The following is a 20,038-nucleotide window of genomic DNA, read 5'->3' on the forward strand; positions in this document are numbered from 1 at the left end:
CGGGGGCGGGTTGTACCGTCACACTCCGCAGCGAAGCAGCGTCATAGCGGGGCTTGTCCTGCCCCGCAGTGCCGCACTTCCGTACCGCGGTAAGGCCGTACGGGCCACCTAGTGCCGACCGGAGAGAAGAGCGAAGTTGTCCCCGACCAGCGAGACCGGACACGCCGGCCGCCGACTCGTCATCGTCGAGTCGCCTGCCAAGGCGAAGACGATCAAGGGCTACCTCGGCCCGGGATATGTCGTCGAGGCGAGCGTCGGGCACATCCGCGACCTCCCGAGCGGCGCCGCCGAGGTGCCGGAGAAGTACACCGGCGAGGTGCGCCGCCTCGGTGTGGACGTGGAGCACGACTTCCAGCCCATCTATGTCGTCAACGCCGACAAGAAGGCCCAGGTCAGGAAGCTCAAGGAGCTGCTGGCCGACTCCGACGAACTCTTCCTCGCCACCGATGAGGACCGCGAGGGCGAAGCCATCGCGTGGCATCTCCAGGAAGTCCTCAAGCCCAAGGTCCCGGTCCACCGGATGGTCTTCCACGAGATCACCAAGGAAGCGATCAGGGCCGCCGTCGCCAACCCCCGCCAGCTGAACAAGCTGATGGTGGACGCGCAGGAGACGCGCCGGATCCTCGACCGGCTGTACGGCTACGAGGTCTCGCCCGTCCTGTGGAAGAAGGTCATGCGCGGCCTGTCCGCCGGCCGCGTGCAGTCCGTCGCCACCCGTCTCGTCGTCGAGCGCGAGCGCGAGCGCATCGCCTTCCGCTCCGCCGAATACTGGGACCTGACGGGCACCTTCGGCACCGGCCGCACCGGCGACGCCTCCGACCCCTCCGTACTGAACGCCCGGCTGTCGGCCGTCGACGGGCGCCGTATCGCCCAGGGCCGCGACTTCGGCTCGGATGGACAGCTCAAGTCCGACCAGGTCCTGCATCTGGACGAGGCGAACGCGCAGGCGCTGGCCGCCGCGCTCCGGGACACGTCGTTCGCCGTCCGCTCGGTCGAGTCGAAGCCGTACCGCCGCTCCCCGTACGCCCCCTTCCGTACGACGACGCTTCAGCAGGAGGCCTCGCGCAAGCTCGGCTTCGGCGCCAAGTCGACGATGCAGGTCGCGCAGAAGCTGTACGAGAACGGCTACATCACCTATATGCGTACGGACTCCACGACGCTGTCGGCCACGGCCGTCTCGGCGGCGCGGGCGCAGGTCACGCAGCTGTACGGGGCGGGTTATCTGCCCGACAAGCCGCGTACGTACGCCGGCAAGGTCAAGAACGCGCAGGAGGCGCACGAGGCGATCCGTCCCTCGGGCGACCGTTTCCGTACGCCCGCCGAGACCGGTCTGAGCGGCGATCAGTTCCGGCTCTACGAGCTGATCTGGAAGCGGACCGTCGCCTCGCAGATGAAGGACGCGGTCGGCAACAGCGTCACGGTCAAGATCGCGGGCATGTCGAGCGACGGCCGGGACGCCGAGTTCTCCGCGTCCGGCAAGACGATCACCTTCCATGGCTTCATGAAGGCCTATGTAGAAGGCGCCGACGACCCGAACGCCGAGCTGGACGACCGCGAGCGCCGGCTGCCGCAGGTCGCCGAAGGCGACACGCTCTCGGTGGAGGAGATCAGCGTCGACGGCCACGCCACCAAGCCGCCGGCCCGCTACACCGAGGCGTCGCTGGTCAAGGAGCTGGAGGAGCGCGAGATCGGCCGCCCGTCGACGTACGCGTCGATCATCGGCACGATCCTCGACCGCGGCTATGTCTTCAAGAAGGGCACGGCGCTCGTCCCGTCCTTCCTCTCCTTCGCCGTGGTGAACCTGCTGGAGACCCACTTCGGCCGGCTCGTCGACTACGACTTCACCGCGCGGATGGAGGACGACCTCGACCGCATCGCGCGGGGCGAGGCGCAGTCGGTGCCGTGGCTCAAGCGCTTCTACTTCGGTGCGGGTGACGACGCGGACGGTGTGGCCGCCACCGCCACCGCGACCGCCGCCGCCGCGGGCAACGGCGACGGGGACCACCTGGGCGGGCTCAAGGAGCTGGTCACGGACCTCGGAGCGATCGACGCCCGCGAGATCTCGTCCTTCCCGATCGGCGGCGGCATCATGCTGCGCGTCGGCCGCTACGGTCCCTACGTCGAGCGCGGCGAGAAGGACGCGGAGGGCCACCAGCGGGCCGACGTGCCCGAGGACCTGGCACCCGACGAGCTGACGGTCGAGTACGCGGAGGAGCTGCTTGCCAAGCCGAGCGGTGACTTCGAGCTGGGTGTGGACCCGCAGAGCGGACACCAGATCGTGGCCAGGGACGGCCGCTACGGCCCGTACGTGACCGAGGTTCTGCCCGACGGCACCCCGAAGACCGGGAAGAACGCCGTCAAGCCGCGGACCGCCTCGCTGTTCAAGTCGATGTCGCTGGACACGGTGACGCTGGCGGAAGCGCTGAAGCTGATGTCGCTGCCGCGCGTGGTCGGTACGGACGCCGAGGGCGTCGAGATCACCGCGCAGAACGGCCGCTACGGCCCGTATCTCAAGAAGGGCACCGACTCGCGGTCGCTGACCGCCGAGGACCAGATCTTCGACATCACGCTGGACGAGGCGCTGGCGATCTACGCCCAGCCGAAGCAGCGCGGACGGGCGGCGGCGAAGCCTCCTTTGAAGGAGCTGGGGACGGACCCGGTGAGCGGCAGCCCGGTCGTCGTGAAGGACGGCCGCTTCGGGGCGTACGTCACGGACGGCGAGACGAACGCGACGCTGCGGACGGGCGACAGCGTCGAGGAGATCACGCCGGAGCGCGGCTACGAGCTGCTGGCGGAGAAGCGCGCCAAGGGGCCCGCCAAGAAGAAGACGGCCAAGAAGGCGCCGGCGAAGAAGGCCACCGCCAAGAAGGCTCCCGCCAAGAAGACGACGGCGGCGAAGAAGACCGCGGCGAAGAAGACGACCACGGCCGCCAAGAAGACCACCGCGAAGTCGACTGCCGCGAAGAAGTCGACGGCCTCGTCGTCCCGCCCCGGCTCGAACGCGGACGAGTAGAACGCGGACGAGTAGGGCGAGAGCGGGGCGTACGCACCTCCGTACGGAAGCCGGGCGCCGCACGGGATACGCCACGGCCGCCGTCCGGAGACCCGTGCGGCGGTCGTTTGTTCGGGCGGGCCTCCGAGGACCCAGGCGCTCCGGATAGGCTGGGCGAATGACGCGAGCCGAGCAGCCAACGGTCGTGAGCCCCACCTCCGACTCCGACGCACTTGCCGCAGACTCACGAGAGCGTGCCGTACGAGCCTTGTTGCGCTTCCCCCCGCTGCGGCGGTTGTGGGGCGCACAGCTCGTGGGCGGCATCGGCGATGCACTCGCCCTGCTCGTGCTTCTGCTGCTGTCGTTGCAGGCGGCGGTCGCCGAGGGCTCTTTCGGGGCGGGATATCGGGGAGTGGCGTTCGCCGTCGCCGCGGTGTTCGGTGCCCGGATCCTTGCCACCGTGCTCTTCGGAGCCGTACTCCTCGGACCGCTCTCCGCCCTCACCGCACCTGGGGCGGGTGGAGGCGCGAGCGGGGCGACCGGGGCCAAGGGCGGCCCGCTGGATCGTCGCTGGACGATGATCGGGGCCGACGGCGTACGCCTCGCGCTGCTCATCGTCGCGCCGCTCTGGCTCGACTGGAGCCCCGAGAACGCGCTGCCCATCCTTCTTAGTACGGTCTTCGTCGTCGGCGTCGCCGAGCGCTTCTGGACGGTGGCAAAGGAGAGCGCGGCGCCCGCCCTGCTCCCGGCCCCGCCGCCGGAGGGCTCCGCCGTACGCCCGATGCCCGACCACCTCGACGCGCTGCGCCGGCTCTCACTGCGCACCGGCTTCGTCGCGATCCCCGCAGCCGCGGCCGTCCTGCTCGTCGCCACACTGATCGGCAACCTGCTCGGCACGGGCATCGAGTGGTTCTCGCTGCACCAGGCGGCGCTCGGCAGTTACGTCGCGGCCGGTCTGTTCGCCGCGTCCGTGTCGACCCTGTTCATGCTGGAGCTGCCCGGCGGCCCCACCCCGCGTCCGCGCTCGCCGCTCGAAGGGCTGCGCCGTCCGACGACCGGAACCGGTCCTGACAAGGGCCGTACGGGCGCGGTGCCGCTGCTCGTCGTCGCCTGCGCGGCCGTCGCCGCGGCCATCGCGTCCGCCGCCGCCGTCTCCGTACTGCACGCGAAGGACCTGGGCGGCGGCCCTGTCGCCTTCGCCCTGCTGATCCTGGCGCTGACGGGCGGCACGGGTGTTGGGATCCGCGGCGCCGCGAAGTTGCTGCCGGGACTCTCCCGCCGTCGGCTGCTCGCGCTGGCCATCGCCCTCACCGGTGTCGCGCTGCTGGCCATGGGGCTCGTACCGGACGCGGCGACCGTGCTGTTCGTCGCGGCGCTCGCCGGTGTGTCCGCCGGTGTCGCGGCGAACACCGGCCACGGGCTGATCGACCAGGAGACCGAGGAGTACCGGCGCGGCCGGCAGACCGACCATCTCCAGGCCGTCGTACGGGTCTTCGTGGCACTCGGCGCCGTGGCGGCGCCCGTACTGGCCGCCGCGATCGGACCGCACCGGCTGGCCTCCGGCGACTTCGTCTTCGCGCACGGCGGCGCCGCCTTCACACTGATGCTGGTCGGCGCGCTGCTGCTCCCCATGGCCGCCGTCGTACTCGCGAAGACCGACGACCGGTCGGGCGTACCGCTGCGGCGTGATCTGCGTGACGCGCTGCGCGGCGGCGCCGACCCGGCGCAGGTCCAGGCGGCGAACGGTTTCTTCCTCGCCATCGAGGGTGGCGACGGCGCGGGGAAGTCGACCCAGGTCGAGGCGCTGGCGGAGTGGATCCGCGCCAAGGGCCACGAGGTCGTGGTGACCCGTGAGCCGGGCGCGACGCCGGTCGGGAAGCGGCTCCGCTCCATCCTGCTGGACGTGTCGAGCGCCGGTCTGTCCAACCGCGCGGAGGCGCTGCTGTACGCCGCCGACCGCGCGGAGCACGTCGACTCGGTCGTACGCCCCGCCCTGGAGCGCGGCGCGATCGTCATCTCGGACCGTTACATCGACTCCTCCGTGGCCTACCAGGGCGCCGGGCGCGATCTGGCGCCGACCGAGATCGCCCGTATCTCGCGCTGGGCCACGGACGGTCTCGTACCGAATCTGACGGTGCTGCTCGACGTCTCGCCGGAGGCGGCGCGCGAGCGCTTCACGGAGGCCCCGGACCGGCTGGAGTCCGAGCCCGCCGAATTCCACCAGCGCGTACGGGACGGCTTCCTCACACTCGCGGCCTCGGATCCGGGCCGGTATCTGGTGGTGGACGGTGCGCAGGAGCCGGAGGCCGTCACCACCGTCGTACGTCACCGGCTCGACCAGATGCTGCCGCTGTCGGCCGCCGAGGTGCGGGCCCAGGAGGAGGCGCGGAAGGCCGCCGCCGAGGAGGCGCGGCGCCGGGCCGAGGAAGAGGCCGCACGGAAGGCCGAGGAGGAGCGCCAGGAACGCGAGCGGCAGGCGCAGCTCGCCAAGCTCCGGGCCGAGGAGGAGGAGCGCAAGCGCCGCGAGCTGGAGGAGGCGCGGCAGCGCGAGACCGAGCGGCAGGCGATGGAGGCGAGGGAGCGGGCCGAGGAGGCGCGCAGGCTCGCTGAGGAGGAGCGCGTACGGCGCGAGGCCGAGGAGGCGACGCGGCGCGCGGAGCAGGAGAGGCTGCGGCGGCTCGCCGAGGAGGAGAGCCGGCTCAGGGCCGAGGCGGAGGAGCGGCGGCGCGAGAAGCAGCGGAAGGCCGAGGAGGCGCTGCTGCGGGCCGAGGAGGCGCGGCGGCTGGCGGAGGCCGGGGAAGCCGAACGTGGCGAGACCGACAACGAGTTGACGGTGCCGACGCCGGTCGTGCAGCCGCCGCCCGGGGGTGCGACCGGGGAGAAGCGGGTGGTCACCCCGGACGACGCGACGCAGGAGGTGCCGACGCCGCCGGGCACGGACAACGACGAGACGCGGGTGATCCCGAAGGTCCCGGATCCGGGGGAGGGTTCGAGGTCGGCGGGGTCGTCGGGGTCGTCCGGTTCGGGCTCGGATTCGGGAGCCAAGGACACGGCGGCCGACGAGACCGCCGTACTGCCGCCCGTACGGGACCCGGATCCGGCCGACCGGGTACCGCCCGGCTACTTCCGGGGCGACGACCGGACGCGCGAGCTGCCGCAGGTCGATCCGGAGAAGCCGGCACGGCGGCGTTCGGACTGGGCGGAGGAGACTCCGCTGGACGATCTCCCGACGCTCGCCGACGAACTGCTCGGTCCGCACGACGATGACGACGACCCCGACGGGGCGCGCGGCGGTCGGAGTCGGGGCGGTCGCTGAGTATCGCGTCAGGGGCTGGAATGTCTGCCTCCGCCCAGCTGGGACGGGATTGTCAGACCCCGCCCCCACAATGGATCCCGGAAGTCGGCATCCGGTCCCGATCCCGGTCCGGATGCCGAAGCGCGCGACTCGGAGGTGGTGACGGCGCATGACCGTATGGGACGACCTGGTCGGGCAGGACCGCGTCGCCGAGACGCTCACCGCGGCTGCCCGCGACGCGGACGCCCGTGTCACGGCCGAGTCCTCGGGCACCGCGCCGCCCGAGGCGACGAAGATGACGCACGCGTGGCTGTTCACCGGCCCTCCGGGCTCCGGCCGTTCCACCGCGGCCAGGGCCTTCGCCGCCGCCCTCCAGTGCACCAGCCCGGACCGCGCGCTGGGCGGTGTGCCGGGCTGCGGGTTCTGCGACGGCTGCCACACGAGCCTGATCGGTACGCACGCCGACGTCGAGGTGGTCCGCACCGACCTGCTCTCCATCGGCGTCAAGGACACCAGGGAGCTGGTCCGCCGGGCTCAGCTCTCCCCGGCCGTCGGACGGTGGCAGGTCATCGTCCTCGAAGACGCGGACCGACTCACCGAGGGCGCGGGCAACGTGCTGCTGAAGGCCGTCGAGGAGCCCGCGCCGCGCACGGTCTGGCTGCTCTGCGCCCCCTCCCTGGAAGACGTCCTGCCCACGATCCGCTCCCGCTGCCGCCATCTCACGCTCCGTACGCCACCGGTGGACGCCGTCGCTGACGTCCTGGTGCGGCGCGACGGCATCGAGCCCGAGGCCGCCGCCGCGGCGGCGCGCGCCACCCAGGGCCACATCGGCCGGGCACGCCGTCTCGCCACGGACGAGCGGGCCCGCGCCCGCCGGGCCACCGTCCTCAAGGTCCCGCTGCGCGTCGAGGACATCGGCGGCTGCCTCCGGGCCGCCCAGGAGCTCATCGACGCGGCGGGGGAGGACTCCAAGCAGGTCGCCGAGGACGTGGACGCCAAGGAGACCGAGGACATGAAGGCCGCCCTCGGCGCCGCGCCGGGCGGCCGGATGCCGCGCGGTACGGCCGGCGTCATGAAGGACCTGGCGGACCGGCAGAAGCGGCGCTCCACCCGTACGCAGCGGGACAGCCTCGATCTGGCGCTCACCGATCTGACAGGGTTCTACCGGGACGTGCTGGCGATCCAGTTCGGCTCGCGGATCGGGCTGGCCAACGACGACGTACGGGACGCGCTCGACCGGATCGCGAGAGCGTCGACCCCGGAGTCCACGCTGCGCCGGATAGAGGCGATCGTGGCCTGCCGCGAGGCGCTGGACCGCAATGTGGCGCCGCTGCTGGCGGTGGAGGCGATGACGGTGTCGCTGCGGGCGGGCTGAGGGGGACTTCGGGAGGAGTCACCCGTACGGATACAGAAGGGGGATACCCACCGCGCGACGGTTAGGCTCCTCGAATGGACTTCAGGCGCCACCTCCGTCTCTCCGCCTCCGGGCTCGCCGCGGCCGTTCTGCTCGTCTCCGGCTGCACCTTCGGTGACTCGTCGTCGGGCGGGGCGTCGCCGGAGTCCGGGGCTCCGGCCGAGCTGAAGAAGTACTACGGACAGAAGCTCGACTGGCGTGCGTGCGGTGTTCCCGACTTCCAGTGCGCCACGATGAAGGCGCCGCTCGACTACGACAAGCCGAACGGCACCGAGATCAAACTCGCCGTCGCCCGCAAGAGGGCCACCGGCCCCGGCAAGCGCCTCGGCTCCCTCCAGGTCAACCCCGGCGGGCCAGGCGGCTCGGCGATCGACTACCTCCAGGGGTACGCGGGCATCGGCTATCCGGCGCCCGTCCGCGCCCGGTACGACATGGTGGCCATGGACCCGCGCGGTGTCGCCCGCAGCGCGCCCGTCGAATGCCTCACCGGCGAGGAGATGGACGCCTACACCCAGGTCGACCAGACACCCGACGACCAGGCGGAGAAGAACCTCCTGGCCGCCTCCTACAAAAAGCTCGCCCAGGGCTGCGGGAAGCGCTCGGCCGAGACGCTGCCGCACGTCTCCACCATCGAGGCCGCCCGCGACATGGACATCTTCCGGGCCGTCCTGGGCGACAAGAAGCTGGCGTACGTCGGGGCGTCGTACGGCACGTTCCTCGGCGCCACGTACGCCGAACTCTTCCCCACCCATGTCGGCCGCCTCGTCCTCGACGGCGCGATGGACCCTTCCCTGCCGGCCGCCGAACTCAACCGCGACCAGACGGCGGGCTTCGAGACCGCCTTCCAGGCGTTCGCGGCCGACTGCGTCAAGCAGCCGGACTGTCCCCTGGGCAAAAACGGGTCGTCGGAGGACGCGGGCCGCCGTATGAAGTCCTTCTTCAACGACCTCGACGCCAAGCCGATCCCGACCGGCGATCCCCGCCAGCTGGGCGAGTCCCTGGCCACGACGGGTGTGATCAACGCCATGTACGACGAGTCCGCCTGGCCGGGCCTCCGCGAATCCCTCAGCAGCGCACTGGACGGCGACGGCTCCGGGCTCCTCGCCCTGGCCGACAGCTACTACGAACGCGAGGGCGACGGCTCGTACACGAACCTCATGTACGCCAACGCCGCCGTGAACTGCCTGGACCTCCCGCCCGCCTACACCGAACCCGCCGAGGTCGAGAAGGCGGTGCCGTCCTTCCAGGAAGCCTCCCCGGTCTTCGGCACGGGCCTCGCCTGGGCCTCCCTGAACTGCGCCTACTGGCCCACGAAGGCCACCGGCACCCCCCACCGCATCGAGGCGAAGGACGCACCCCCCATCCTCGTGGTCGGCACCACCCGCGACCCGGCGACCCCGTACAAGTGGGCACAGTCCCTGGCCGGCCAGCTCTCCTCAGGAGTCCTGCTGACCTACGACGGCGACGGCCACACGGCATACGGCCGCGGCAGCGACTGCGTCGACACAGCGATCAACACCTACCTCCTCGAAGGCACCCCACCGAAGAACGGCAAGAAGTGCTGACCACACCCCTCTCCCCACCCGAGGACTGGTGCGGGGCACCCCCAAGAACCCTGTAGACTTGGCGCCGCTGCTGATGCGAACCTGACCGTGCGCGGACAGACAACTCCGCAGCTTGCCGCCTTAGCTCAGTTGGCCAGAGCAACGCACTCGTAATGCGTAGGTCTCGGGTTCGAATCCCGAAGGCGGCTCTGTGAAGGCCCCAGAACTCACTCGCCGTGATCTGGGGCTTTTGCTTGTGCCGGGCGTGACGTCGCGCACCCCGAAACGACGGGGTGTCAGGAGTCTGCTTTCACCGCGAGGACCGGGCACGGCGAATCCAGCAGGATGCGCTGCGCCGAGGACCCCAGGAGGAGCTTGCCGACCGCGCTGCGGTGTCTCAGGCCGATCACCACCAGGGAGATCTCGGACGATCCCGCCAGCTCGACGATCTCCTCGGCGGCATCGCGCCCGCCGACCACCTGGCGGATGTCGAAGTCGACCCCCAGCTCGGTCAGATCGCGTCGGACACGGTCGAGGTCCTGCTGCTGTGCGAAAGCGCGGTCGACGTAGGCGTCGCCCCGCGAGGTGTTCATGACCAGCAGGGTCTCGCCCCGGTTGCGGGCCTCGGCGACTCCCGCGCGCAGGGCCGCCTCTCCTTCCGGCGAGGGCACGTATCCCACCAGTACCGTCATGGCTGGTCCTTTCAGGCCTGTCGCTCGACGAGCGGACGCACGACGTACCGGCGGACCAGCGGCCAGGCCAGTACGAGCACGATCACTGTGTAGATCACATAGGACAGCGGTCCGCCCAGCAGACCGGACAGTTCGCCGCCCGACAGCTGAAGAGATCGCCGGCCTTGCAGTTCCGCGCGGGGGCCGAGGATGACGCCGACGATCAGCGGCAGCACCGGCAGCCCGAATCTCCGCATTCCGAAACCGATCAGCCCCAGCGTCAGCAGGAGGAAGAGGTCCAACGGCTGGGCGTTGACCGCGTAGGCACCCATCGATGCGAAGAACACAATCCCCGCGTACAGATAGGGGCGCGGTATGCGAAGCAGCCTGGCCCAGGCCGGAGCGAGCGGCAGATTCAGCAGGAGCAGCAGCAGATTGCCGATGAACAGGCTGGCGATCAGCGCCCAGACAAGCCCCGACTCGCGCTCGAACAGCAGGGGGCCGGGCTGGATGCCGTACGACTGGAAGGCCGCGAGCATCACCGCCGCGGTCGCGTTCGTCGGCAGCCCGATGGCGAGCATCGGTACCAAGGTGCCCGCCGCGGACGCGTTGTTCGCCGCCTCCGGGCCCGCGACCCCCTCGATCGCCCCCTTGCCGAACTGCTCGGGGTGCTTGGTCAGCTTCTTCTCGGTGGCGTACGAGAGAAACGTCGGGATCTCCGCGCCACCGGCCGGCATGGCCCCGAAGGGAAAGCCGAGGGCGGTGCCGCGCAGCCATGGCTTCCAGGACCGTTTCCAGTCCTCCCGGCCCATCCACGGCACGCCGACGGGGACCACCTGTGTGGGTTGACGCCGCAGATGCGCCGCGACCCAGAGGGCCTCGCCGACGGCGAAGATGCCGACGGCGACCACCACCACATCGATGCCGTCGGCGAGTTGGGGGACATCGAGGGTGAGTCGCTGCTGCCCGGAGACCGAGTCGATTCCGACAATGCCGATCACCAGGCCGACGAGCAGCGAGGCGAACCCGCGGATGCGTGACGAGCCGAGTACCGCGGTGACCGCGATGAAGGACAGCAACATGATGGCGAAGTAGTCCGGTGCGCCGAGGCCGACCGCGAAATCCACCACGATCGGGGCGACGAACACCAGCAGCAGAGTGCCGATCGTTCCGGCGACGAAGGATCCGATCGCCGCGGTGGCGAGCGCCTGTGCCGCCCGGCCGGCCTTCGCCATCTTGTTGCCCTCGATGGCTGTGACGACCGAGGACGATTCGCCGGGCGTGTTCAGCAGGATCGAGGTGGTCGAACCGCCGTACATGCCTCCGTAGAAGATGCCGGCGAACATGATGAACGCCTGTGTCGGCTCCATTCCGTACGTGACGGGCAGCAGCAGGGCCACCGTCATGGCCGGGCCGATACCGGGCAGGACCCCGACCGCCGTGCCGATCGTGACGCCGATCAACGCCAGCAGAAGGTTCATCGGGGTGACGACGTGCGCGAACCCCTCCAGCAGATGATTCAGGTTGTCCATCACAGGATTCCTTGCAGCACGCCGGCCGGGAGATTGACGCCGAGCCCGATCGCGAAGGCGTAGAAGGTGATCAGCGACAGCGCCATCGCGATCGCCAGGTTGCGCAGGTAGTGCCGGTTGCCCAGAGCGAAGGCCGTTCCCCAGAACAGGAGGGCCCCGCTGATGACCCAGCCGAGAGGTTCGATCAACACCGCGTTGACGACGAAGGCGCCGATCAGCAGCAGCACGGTGCGCCAGTCGATCTGATTGGTCAGGTCGATGTCCTCGCCGGCCTCCGGTTCGGCGCGACCGCCCCGCGCGACATCGATGCTGTACGCCAGGGCGATCACCAGGAGCAGTACGCCGAGGAGTACGGGCACCGTGCGCGGCCCGACCGGGTCGGTGCTGCTCGTCGAGTTCGCGATCCCCGTGGCGTCGATGAGTACCAGCACGCCCAGCAGGGCGAGGAACGCGCACACGCCGTACTGTGCGCGGTCCTTGTCGGGGGACCGGCCCGGACCCGGGCCGGTGTCCTCGTTGACGTCCAGGCTCATGCCAGGCCGAGCTCTGTGAGGATGCCGGCGACGGCCTTGTCCTGTTCCGTCAGGTAGGTGGCGAAGTCATCGCCTGTCGTGAACGCGTCGGTCCAGCCGTGCTTGGTCAGCTCGGCCTTCCACTCCTTGGAGTCGTGCATCGCGGTCAGCGAGTCGATCCAGACCTTCTTGTCGGCGTCGCTGATGCCGGGCGGGGCGACGATTCCGCGCCAGTTGGTGAAGACCATGTCGATGCCCGAGGACTTCAGCGTCGGGGCCTCCTTGAGGGCTTCGATCGGCTTCTCGCTGGTCACCGCGAGCACCCGCACCTGACCCGCCTCGATCTGGTCGAGGAACTCACCGAAACCGCTGACACCGAAGGCGATCTTGTTGCCGAGGATCGCCGGTAGCAGTTCGCCACCGCCGTCGTAGCCGATGTAGTTGACCTTCTTCGGGTCGATGCCGACCGTCTTGGCGAGCTGCATCGGAAGCAGGTGGTCCGGTCCGCCGAGCGACGAGCCGCCGCCGACAGCGACGGTCTTGGGGTTCTGCTTCCAGGCGGTGACGAGATCGTCGATCGTCTTGTACGGGGAGTCCTTGGGCACGACGATCGCGCCCGCCTCCTCCATCATCTTGGCGAGCGGCGTGGTCTGCGCGAGCGTCGCCTTCGACTTCGAGGTGTACGCGGCACCGACGACGCCCAGCCCCATCTGCATGGCGAGCTTGCCGTTGCCCTTTTCGTTCACGGTGCGCTGCAGACCGACCGTGCCGCCGGCACCCGGAAGGTTGAACACCTGGACACCGGACGCGATCTTGGTGTCATTCAGTACCTTGGCCGCCGTCCGCGCCGTGGTGTCGTACCCACCGCCCGGGGTGTTGGGGACCATGATCCGCAGGTCGGTGACGGGCCCGTCGCTCTTGGCCGCCCCTTCCTTCCCCGCGGTGGCGCCGCAGGCGCCTATCGCGAGCATGGATATGGCGGTCAGGGCACTGACGACAGCAGTTCTGCGAGTTCTCATGGCTTGTCTCTTTCGCTTCCGGCAGTCGGACGCCATGATTGTGCGACTCGCCGGATACCACGTCTTCGTTGTGTCGGCATTGAAGATTGAGTTAATTGTGGTCGTTATTTTTCGTCGCCATACCCTCGCGGGTGAGCTGTTGGTACTGCAGCTCGCCATCGTCGTCGTGGTGCTGCTGGCGGTCGCAGCCGTCTCGCTGGCTCAGTCGGAAGCGACCTTCAACCGTGTCGAGGGACGCCGGGTCACCGCGCTGGCCGAGCAGCTTGCCGGCAACCCGTTGGTTTCCAGCCAGCTCGGCAGTCTGGCGGCGGGCAGGACGCTGGCCCCGCTCGTACAGACCACACAGACCCAGTCGGTCGTCACCTCCGTGACGGTCGCCGACAGCCGCGGCAGGATCGTCAGCTCCACGAATCCCACGGTGATCGGCTCGGAGTTGCCGCTCGGCTCCGGCGTCGCCGAGGCCCGCGGCTGGTCGGGCGAGCTGGTCCTGGACGGTGGCCGGCAGCTGGTGGCCCAGGTGCCGGTGATCAAACCGGATCAGCCCGACCTCGGCCGGCATCTCGGCACGGTGATGATCGGTGAGGCGTCACCGACGATCTGGCAGCGGCTGAGTGGCGCGTCGTCGTATCTGCTCGCCTACCTCGGCATCGCGAGCGGGCTCGGCCTGGTCGGATCGTGGCTGCTGGCACGCCGTACCAAACGCCAGACCCTCGGTATGGAGCCACGCGAGATCGCCGGGCTCGTCGAGCACCGCGAGGCGATGCTGTACGGGATCGCGGAAGGCGTGATCGCCCTCGACCCGCAGCTGCGGCTCACCCTGGTGAACGAGGTCGGCAGGCGGTTGCTCGATCTCCCCGAGCACTGTGTGGGGATGAGCCTGGCCGACCTCCGGATCGAGGGCCGGCTCCACGACGTACTCGCCGGATCTTCCGGTGACACGGATGAGCGGCGCGACGAAGTCGTCATACGGCGGAGCCGGGTGCTGGTGATGAACCGGATGACCGTCACCAAGGACGGCCGCCGGCTGGGCTCGGTCACGACCTTGCGGGACCGTACCGAACTCGCGCATCTGGAACGGGAGATCGGATCGTTCCGCAGCTCCGCCGAGATGCTGCGGGCGCAGGCCCACGAGTTCGCCAATCAGCTGCACACGATTTCCGGGCTGATCCAGATCGGTAAGCACAACGAGGTGGTGGGGTACGTCCGCGCGCTGAGCAAGCACCGCCAGTCGCTGGACACGACCCTGACCAGGCGGGTCCGCGACATGGCTGTCGGTGCTCTGCTGATGGCGAAGTCCTCGCTCGCGGCCGAACGCAAGGTCGTGCTGCGCGTCTCGGAGCACACGGCTCTCGACCGGCTGGCACCGGAGGAATCGGTGGACGTGGCGACGGTGGTCGGCAACCTCGTAGACAACGCCGTTGACGCCGCGGCGGCGGGCGACGACGGCAACGGCGCCTGGGTGGAGGTCGAGTTGAGGCAGGACGCGTCCAGCGTGGAGATCGTGGTGCGCGACTCGGGCCCCGGCGTGGCGCCCGAGCTCGCCCAGGAGGTCTTCCTGCACGGCTTCACCACGAAGGCCGCTCAGGAGGGGGAGCGCGGCATCGGGCTGGCGCTCACCCGGCTCGTCTGCGAGCGACGCGGCGGCGAGGTCGCGGTGACCAACACCCCGGACGGTGCGATGTTCACCGCGAGGATGTCCGTCGGCAATCCGGTCGGCGCGGTACCGGAAGGATCCTCCCGATGATCGACGTACTGGTCGTCGACGACGACTTCATGGTGGCCGGTGTCCACCAGACCTTCGTCGACCGCGTCGAGCCCTTCCGGGTCGTCGGCACGGCGAACACCGGCGAGCAGGCGATCAAGGCTGTCGGCGAGCTGCGCCCCGACCTGGTCCTGCTCGACCTCTATCTTCCGGACATGTTCGGCCTGGACGTCCTGCCACGCCTGCGGACCGCCGGGCACGACTGTGACGTCATGGTGATCAGCGCCTCGCGCGAGACCGAAGCGGTCCGCCGCTCCGTCCGCCAGGGGGTGGTCGACTACCTGCTGAAGCCGTTCGACTTCGACGATCTGCGTCCCCGCCTGGAGCGGTACGCCGCCCGGCGCAACAGCCTGCTCACCGCAGTTGTCCGAGGCCAGGCCGACGTGGACCGGGTACTGACCGGGGCCGGCCTGCCGACACCGAGTGTCGCGCTGCCGAAGGGCATGAGCGTGGAGACCGCGGAGCTGATCGAACGCACCCTGTGCGCCATCGACGGAACGCTGTCCGCCGCCGAGTGCGCGGCCCGGTCCGGCATCTCCCGCGTCAGCGCACGCCGTTACCTCGAACACTTCCACGACACCGGCCGCGCCGAGGTGTCCCTGCGGTACGGCGTCGCCGGGAGACCCGAGCGCCGCTACGGCTGGCGCGACTGAGGCCGCTCCTGCCGGTCCGGCCATGCCGGTCGAGCACCACAGGCAGGGTCGAGCGGAACCTCCCGTCTGCAACCCGGGTAAGAGGTCGGAATCCGACTTCAGCCGGAGCCGGGCCGTGCTGCCGCCGCCATAGCCTTGAGCGGTCATGAAACGAAACGACGACCGGCTCGTCCCGGTCCTGCTGATCGGCGCCCAGACCGCGGTGTGGCCCGGGGCCGGGCTGGTGCATGGGGTGGTGCCCCGCGCCGACGACCTCCTTGTGGTGGCCCTCGTCGCCGGGTTGGTCGGGGCCGGGCTGGCCATGCGGCGGGCGCGCACCGTCAAGTCCCATCTGAACGCGCTGCTGCGCAAACTCGGGCTGCGCGACCGGGTGCAGGCCACGATCCTCGCGTACGACCTCGGCCTCGCCAGCCCGAACCCGCCCGGCACCGGCATCTGACAACTCGGCCGATGACCAGCACAGCCACAACGACCAAGGAGTGCACCGCCGTGATCGCTTCCGTCTCACACCGTCTGCGCCACGCGCTCAGCGACATCTTCGCCCGCGTCTACCTCGGCATCTGCGCCGTCCTGCTCGTGGGAGCGTACGTGGTGACCGCCACCGACAGCTCGGACGAGTCCATGGCGGGCGTCATCCCGGCGCTCGCCACCGCCCCGGCCAGTCTGGTGATGCTCGTGCTGCCGGACCACAGGGCGACGATCGTCGTCGGCGTGGCTTTCGGCGCACTGGTCAACGCCACGGTCATCGGCCTCTGCTCCCGCGCCCTGCGCCACCGCAACAGCAACAGCAACAGCAACAGCCCGGACCCGGCGTCCCGTTGAGGTCCGGGGGCCCGGAGGCCCGGAACTCACCTACGGTGTGAGCAGGTACTGCCGCACCACGTGGCCGCCCTGGCGGTCATGCGCCGTATCCATGCCGCAGCTGAGGAGGTGGGCCGGCACTTCACTGTCCGGGGGCAGGCGGTTCACGCGTCCGGGGCCGGTCGGCGCGGCGTTGCCGTGAAAGTGGGGGTCTCCGTCAGGGCCTCGAAGGCGTGGTGGGTGTGGGTGGACAGCGGTGCGGCGGTGGGGGCGGACGCCCACATCGTCAGGGCGCAGTGGAACGCGGCCACGACCATGTCCAGGGCCAGCCGGGGGCGGAGGTCCAGCGGGTCGGGGATGTCGAGGCGGTGGTGCAGGGTGGCCAGCGCCGCGCGGGTGGTGCGGTCGCAGAAGTGGAGGCCGTGTGCGTCCATCGAGGGGGTCCGCTCGGTCAGATTGCGGCTGAGCAGCACGCGGTGGTTCCAGTCGTCGTCGGCCGTCCGGTCCAGGGCGGTGAGCAGGGTGTCCTGGACCAGCTCCAGGACCGGCAGGCCGGTGGATGCCCCGTCGGCGGGGCCGAGGTCGGTCGTTTCGAGTACGTCGAGGAACGTCAGCCACAGGTCCTGTGTCGGGGCCATCGCCACGTCTTCCTTGCTGGTGAAGTACCGGAAGAACGTGCGTTTGGAGACCTCGACCGAGTCGCACAGCTCGTCCAGCGTCACCTTGTCGAAGCCGCGCTCTGTGAACAGTTCGAGGGAGGTGTCCGCCAGGAGCCGGCGGGTGCGCCGCTTCTTGCGCTCGCGCAGCGAGGGCGGAGTGGGCGGAGTGAGCGGAGTGGGTGGCGATGGCGGCGGCGTGGTGCTCATGACACCACCGTACGGGAGAAGCGAATGCCGCTTGTGCGCCAATGCCACTCGGTGGCACATTGGAGGTTCCCGAGGATCCCGAGGAAGGCGTCCCTCCATGCGCGCTCTGCTTGTCGACCACTCCACGCCCACCGGCCTGCGGCTCGGCGAGGCCCCCGACCCCGAACCCGCGCCGAACCAGGCCCTCGTGCGGGTGGCCGCGACCTCCCTGAACCACGGTGAGGTCCGCTTCGTCCTCCGGGAGGCTGCCGACGGGGCGGTACTGGGCTGGGACGCCGCCGGAGTCGTCGAACGCGCCGCCGCCGACGGGTCGGGCCCGCCCGCCGGTACGCCGGTGGTGACCCTGGGCCCCGACGGCGCCTGGGCCGAACTCCGCGCGGTCGGCACCGACTTGATCGGTACGGTCCCGGCCGGCGCCGATCTCGGGGCCATCAGCACCGTCCCCGTGGCGGGCGCCAGCGCCCTGCGCGCGCTGCGGCGGATCGGTCCGATCCTCGGCAGGCGGATCCTGGTCACCGCCGCGACGGGCGGCACCGGTCGGTACGCCGTACAGCTCGCCCGGCTCGGCGGCGCGCACGTCATTGCCTCCACCGGCGACCCGGACGCCCACGGGGAGAGCCTGCGGGCGCTCGGCGCGCACGAGGTGGTCGCCGGACCGGCGGCGCTCGACGCGCCCGTCGACGGAGTCGTCGATCTGGTCGGCGGCCATCAACTCGTCGACGCTTTCGGGCTGCTGACGGCGGGTGGGACGCTGGTCTCGGTCGGGCACGTCGCGATCGACGAGGGGGAGCACTTCCCTTACGGCGCGCTGTTCGGCAACGACGGACGGCACGACCGCTCGCTCGTCACCTTCTATCTCCTCGGCTGCCGCGACCTCGCCCCCGACCTCGGCCTGCTCGCGGCCAAGGTCGCAGCCGACGAACTCGACGCCCAGATCTCCTGGCGCGGCGGCTGGGACAAGGCGCCCGAGGCGGTCGAGGCACTTCTCGAACGCCGGCTCCACGGCAAGGCCGTCCTCGACCTGCGGTGACAGAAGGCGCCGGACGGCAACGGCCCCCGGGACGGAGGAACCCGGGGGCCGATCGAGAGTGACTACCGTTTGAGCGAGGTCAGTTGGAGTCGACCAGGTCGTGGGCCGGGACCTTCACCGTGCGGGCGCCCGGCTTGCCGCCCAGGACGACCTTGCGCAGCGCGCTGTTGTTGTCGAGGCTCGTCTCCTTCAGGCGGTTCTCCGGGTTGGCGAGCACCTGGATGTAGTAGGTGCCGTTCGCCAGGTTGGTGATGTCGAAGGACTGGCCGGGCAGGTCCTGCGTGTACGTGTCGCCGGAGCCGACGTCCAGCACCTCACGGACGGAGACCGAGTTCTCCTGGCCGCACGCGGTGGACAGATCGGTGTTGCCCGGGTGCCAGTTGGCGTTCTTCACCGTGTAGTCGACGGCGTCGGTGTTCGCCAGGCAGAACGCCTCCTTGCCGCTGCGCACCGTCTCCTTCTGGTCCGCCTTCAGCAGCCGGTAGCTGGCGAAGTCGGTGAAGTGCCAGTGCTCGTGGCCCGGCCGCGGGTCCCACTCCATGGTGCCGGTCGGGGTGTAGCCGACCTGCTCGCCGTCCGCGTCGTAGAAGTACTGGTAGGCGTCCATCAGCTCCTTGCCGGGGCTGCGGAAGCCGTCCACGACGAGCTGCGCGGGACCGGCGTTCCAGACGTTGGCGCTGAAGGCGAGGTAGTCCTTGCCCTTGACGTCCTGGCCGCCGTCGCTGATCTCGATGCCGTAGGCGGGCAGCGAACGCAGGTCGGGTTTCGGCACGTCCGGGACCAGGGCCTTGCCCGTCGGGCGCTTGGCGTTGGGCTCCACGGCGGGCGCCTTGCGCGAGCCGTCCGTACGGCCGGGGCCGTCACCGACGGGTGCCACCGCGCTCCTGAGCGAGGCCTTCTTCAGCGCCCACGGCAGGGCCGGCGGGGCGGGGATGAGCGGGCCGTGGCCCACGTTGTACGAGGGACCGGCGCCGCTCGTCGGGGCGGCGGGGGCCTTGGGGCGCATCGCACCGTGCCCGGCCATCCCGGCCATCCCGGCCATGCCCTTCATGGCCGACATGTCGTGGCCGCTGTGACCGGACGCGGCGCTCCTGCTGCTCATGCCGGCAGCTCCCTCGTCCTCCCAACTGCGCTCGCGGACCGTCAGCTTGATGATCTGCGGCTTGCTGGAGATGCCGAAGAGGTCGCGGTACTTCTTGTTGACCGTCACCTTGGCGGTGTACTTGCCGGGGGCGAGCTTCACGGGCTCGGAGTCGAAACCGGCGTACGTGTTGGACGCCCAGCCGCCCTCGACGCCCCACACCGAGCCGAGGGTGAACGCGTTCGGCGGGCAGCTCTCCGGGTACTTCGACTTCGACGGCGCGTCCGGGTCGATCCGGCCGGCGGCGTTGTTCGGGCAGTACTTCTCGCTCTTGTCGAGCACGACCTTGCGGTTCGTGTCGGTGACGCTGATCCGGGCGAAGTCCGGCAGCCCCGAGAAGTCCTCGACCAGTCCGGCGGGAAGGGCCTTGGCGGTGGTCTTGCCGCCGTTGTGGATGATCTGCTCGACGACGACCGGGTCCTTGTACGACTTGCGGGTCACCTTGAGTTCGAAGGGCCCGCCCTCGGCCGTGAGGTAGGTACCGAGGTCGAGGTAGACGCCCGGGTCCTCCTTCCACGAGTCGAGTGTCAGCGAGTTGGTCGCCGCGATCAGGCTGAGCCTCGGCGTGGTCTGCGCCGCGTCGCCGTCGGGTGCCGCGGCCACGACGCCCGCGGTCACGGCGAGCGCCGCGCCGGCGGCCATCACCGACCGCCGGATCCGGGCCTGGTGCGTTCTGGTCATCGTTCCTCGTTTTCCGAGTTCTCCGAATGCCTCGTGGACGGTGGACGGACAGTCGGCGCGAATACGGAACCCTGTCGCGGAACTGTCTCCCTTGTGCTGAGAGGCGGGAGAGGGCGCTGTGGGTT

The 20,038-nt window shown here is 70.2% G+C and carries 15 protein-coding genes and 1 tRNA gene; 10 read left to right on the forward strand and 6 right to left on the reverse strand.

Annotated elements, in window-relative coordinates:
* Positions 1–136: 136 nt before the first annotated feature.
* The 5 genes from topA to ACIBLA_RS07425 all read left to right on the forward strand — a co-directional run bounded on the left by topA (position 137) and on the right by ACIBLA_RS07425 (position 9,454).
* Positions 137–3,013 carry a type I DNA topoisomerase gene (gene topA / locus ACIBLA_RS07405; RefSeq protein ID WP_399198044.1) on the forward strand — a complete coding sequence of 959 codons (2,877 nt, stop codon included), beginning with the start codon at positions 137–139 and terminating at the stop codon, positions 3,011–3,013.
* 157 nt (positions 3,014–3,170) lie between these two features.
* Positions 3,171–6,308, forward strand: coding sequence for a dTMP kinase (gene tmk / locus ACIBLA_RS07410; protein ID WP_399198045.1), 3,138 nt, complete (start codon positions 3,171–3,173; stop codon positions 6,306–6,308).
* A gap of 148 nt (positions 6,309–6,456) precedes the next feature.
* Positions 6,457–7,662: a DNA polymerase III subunit delta' gene (locus ACIBLA_RS07415; RefSeq protein WP_399198046.1), complete on the forward strand. Its 1,206-nt coding sequence runs from the start codon at positions 6,457–6,459 to the stop codon at positions 7,660–7,662.
* A gap of 74 nt (positions 7,663–7,736) precedes the next feature.
* Positions 7,737–9,266, forward strand: a complete 1,530-nt coding sequence (locus tag ACIBLA_RS07420; protein WP_363241849.1) for an alpha/beta hydrolase — start codon at positions 7,737–7,739, stop codon at positions 9,264–9,266.
* 114 nt (positions 9,267–9,380) lie between these two features.
* A tRNA-Thr gene (locus ACIBLA_RS07425) sits at positions 9,381–9,454 on the forward strand.
* Positions 9,455–9,541: 87 nt separating this feature from the next.
* On the opposite strand, the gene ACIBLA_RS07430 is transcribed toward ACIBLA_RS07425, so the two are convergent.
* Genes ACIBLA_RS07430 through ACIBLA_RS07445 form a run of 4 tightly spaced genes read right to left on the reverse strand, consistent with a single transcriptional unit; the run spans position 9,542 to position 12,979 of the window.
* Positions 9,542–9,937 carry a universal stress protein gene (locus ACIBLA_RS07430; RefSeq protein WP_363241850.1) on the reverse strand — a complete coding sequence of 132 codons (396 nt, stop codon included), beginning with the start codon at positions 9,935–9,937 and terminating at the stop codon, positions 9,542–9,544.
* A gap of 11 nt (positions 9,938–9,948) precedes the next feature.
* Positions 9,949–11,448: a tripartite tricarboxylate transporter permease gene (locus ACIBLA_RS07435; protein ID WP_363241851.1), complete on the reverse strand. Its 1,500-nt coding sequence runs from the start codon at positions 11,446–11,448 to the stop codon at positions 9,949–9,951.
* Positions 11,448–11,981 carry a tripartite tricarboxylate transporter TctB family protein gene (locus ACIBLA_RS07440; protein WP_363241852.1) on the reverse strand — a complete coding sequence of 178 codons (534 nt, stop codon included), beginning with the start codon at positions 11,979–11,981 and terminating at the stop codon, positions 11,448–11,450. The genes ACIBLA_RS07435 and ACIBLA_RS07440 overlap by 1 nt, the downstream gene beginning before the upstream one ends.
* Positions 11,978–12,979 carry a tripartite tricarboxylate transporter substrate binding protein gene (locus ACIBLA_RS07445; RefSeq protein WP_363241853.1) on the reverse strand — a complete coding sequence of 334 codons (1,002 nt, stop codon included), beginning with the start codon at positions 12,977–12,979 and terminating at the stop codon, positions 11,978–11,980. Before ACIBLA_RS07445 ends, ACIBLA_RS07440 begins: the two co-directional genes overlap by 4 nt.
* A 136-nt stretch (positions 12,980–13,115) precedes the next feature.
* On the opposite strand from ACIBLA_RS07445, the gene ACIBLA_RS07450 reads away from it, so the two are divergent.
* From ACIBLA_RS07450 to ACIBLA_RS07465, 4 genes are all read left to right on the forward strand, one after another.
* The gene (locus ACIBLA_RS07450; protein ID WP_399198083.1) at positions 13,116–14,723 is read left to right on the forward strand and encodes an ATP-binding protein; all 1,608 of its coding nucleotides are present in this window, start codon (positions 13,116–13,118) and stop codon (positions 14,721–14,723) included.
* Positions 14,720–15,394 carry a response regulator gene (locus tag ACIBLA_RS07455; RefSeq protein ID WP_363241855.1) on the forward strand — a complete coding sequence of 225 codons (675 nt, stop codon included), beginning with the start codon at positions 14,720–14,722 and terminating at the stop codon, positions 15,392–15,394. Before ACIBLA_RS07450 ends, ACIBLA_RS07455 begins: the two co-directional genes overlap by 4 nt.
* Positions 15,395–15,539: 145 nt before the next feature.
* A complete protein-coding gene (locus ACIBLA_RS07460) occupies positions 15,540–15,833 on the forward strand; it encodes a hypothetical protein (protein WP_399198047.1) in 294 nt (97 codons plus the stop codon).
* 11 nt (positions 15,834–15,844) lie between these two features.
* The gene (locus ACIBLA_RS07465) at positions 15,845–16,216 is read left to right on the forward strand and encodes an SCO4225 family membrane protein (RefSeq protein ID WP_363241856.1); all 372 of its coding nucleotides are present in this window, start codon (positions 15,845–15,847) and stop codon (positions 16,214–16,216) included.
* 143 nt (positions 16,217–16,359) lie between these two features.
* On the opposite strand, the gene ACIBLA_RS07470 is transcribed toward ACIBLA_RS07465, so the two are convergent.
* On the reverse strand, positions 16,360–17,061 hold the full coding sequence (locus ACIBLA_RS07470; RefSeq protein ID WP_363241857.1) for a TetR family transcriptional regulator: 702 nt from the start codon (positions 17,059–17,061) through the stop codon (positions 16,360–16,362).
* 97 nt (positions 17,062–17,158) lie between these two features.
* Here ACIBLA_RS07470 and ACIBLA_RS07475 point away from each other — a divergent pair, with 97 nt between their 5' ends.
* Entirely contained in the window at positions 17,159–18,091 is a 933-nt protein-coding gene (locus tag ACIBLA_RS07475) for a zinc-binding dehydrogenase (RefSeq protein WP_399198048.1), read from the forward strand.
* A 79-nt stretch (positions 18,092–18,170) separates the two neighbouring features.
* Here the strand turns inward: ACIBLA_RS07475 and ACIBLA_RS07480 are convergent, their stop codons facing one another.
* Positions 18,171–19,913 carry a lysyl oxidase family protein gene (locus tag ACIBLA_RS07480; RefSeq protein ID WP_399198049.1) on the reverse strand — a complete coding sequence of 581 codons (1,743 nt, stop codon included), beginning with the start codon at positions 19,911–19,913 and terminating at the stop codon, positions 18,171–18,173.
* Positions 19,914–20,038 lie beyond the last annotated feature (125 nt).

Source organism: Streptomyces sp. NPDC050433 (assembly GCF_044458565.1).
Classification (GTDB): domain Bacteria; phylum Actinomycetota; class Actinomycetes; order Streptomycetales; family Streptomycetaceae; genus Streptomyces.